Below are 1,137 nucleotides of genomic sequence, written 5' to 3' on the forward strand. Positions count from 1 at the left end.
GTGCCGTTGTAGGGGATGTAGCGCAGGGGCAGGTAGGTGTGGGGCAGGTCCAGGCGGAGTGAGGTGGGGGTGTAGTCGATGGTGAAGTGACCGCTCGTCATGTCCTCGGAGAACGGCACGCCCGCCCGCCTCGCGTGCAGCCCCATCCACTGCCCGAGCGCGTCCGACAGGTGGCCTCCGTGCTCGTGCCTCGCCCGCAGGTAGTGGCCGCGCATGCGGGCGAACAGGTCGAGCCCCCACATGAAGCGGGCGTGCGCGGCCCCCGTCGCCTTCGCCGCGATCGCGCCGGCGTAGGTGAGCGGCTCCCAGATGACCAGATCGGGTTTCCAGTGCCGGCAGAAGTCGGTGAGGTCCACGATCATCGGGTCGTTCACCAGCCGGCACCACCACAGCACGTGCCCCTGGTAGCCCTCCCTGATCTTCTCCCAGGTGAGCATCTCGGGGCGGTCCTCGGCCATGTCGAAGTCCTTCTCCTGGCCCGAGTCCTTGGCGTGCTGGAGCACCCTGCCGAGACTGTGGTTTTTGCCGACGGGCACCGCGGTGAGGCCGGCGCCGGTGATGACGTCGGTGAGTTCGGGCTGGCTCGCCACCCGCACCTCGTGACCGGCGTTGCGCAGCGCCCACGCCAGCGGCACCATCCCCAGGAAATGGCTTTTTTCGGCGTACGTCGTGAACAGGACGCGCATGGTGTTCCTTCCTGCGGCCGACCTCGCGGCCTCAGCCGGTCCCTGTGGTGCCGCGGTGTCGGGCGGTGAGCCTTTCCAGCTCGGGGACGAGGTCGTTGGGGGTGGGCATGGTGTGCATCTCCTCGCGGAGCCGTGCGGCGGCGTGGGTGTAGGAGGGGTCGCCGAGCAGGCGCAGCAGGTCCTCGCGCACGCGGGCTCCGGTGGCCTCGCCACCGCGCACCACCAGCCCCGCCCCCAGCCCGGCCAGGTGGTCGCCCAGCACCGGCTCGTCGAACAGCTTCGGGAGCACGAGTTGCGGCACGCCGTGCGACGCCATGGTGAACACCGTGCCGGGTCCGCCATGGTCGATCACGGCGGAGCAGGTGGGGGCGAGGGCGTGCAGGGGGACGAAGGAGACGAGGCGGGTGTTGGCGGGGACGTGGTGGAGTTCGGCCTGTTGTTTTTCTGGGAG

General features: G+C 69.9%; 1 protein-coding gene and 1 pseudogene. Both read right to left on the reverse strand.

Features of this window, described 5'->3' with window-relative positions; genetic code table 11:
- Positions 1-686 (reverse strand): annotated as a pseudogene (locus ACIBH4_RS39635) (hypothetical protein); the annotation flags it as partial.
- Positions 687-717: 31 nt separating this feature from the next.
- A partial coding sequence (locus tag ACIBH4_RS39640; protein WP_362522405.1) for a nucleotide disphospho-sugar-binding domain-containing protein occupies positions 718-1,137 on the reverse strand: 420 nt, incomplete at its 5' end.

This window comes from Streptosporangium sp. NPDC050284 (genome assembly GCF_044459525.1).
Classification (GTDB): Bacteria; Actinomycetota; Actinomycetes; order Streptosporangiales; family Streptosporangiaceae; genus Streptosporangium.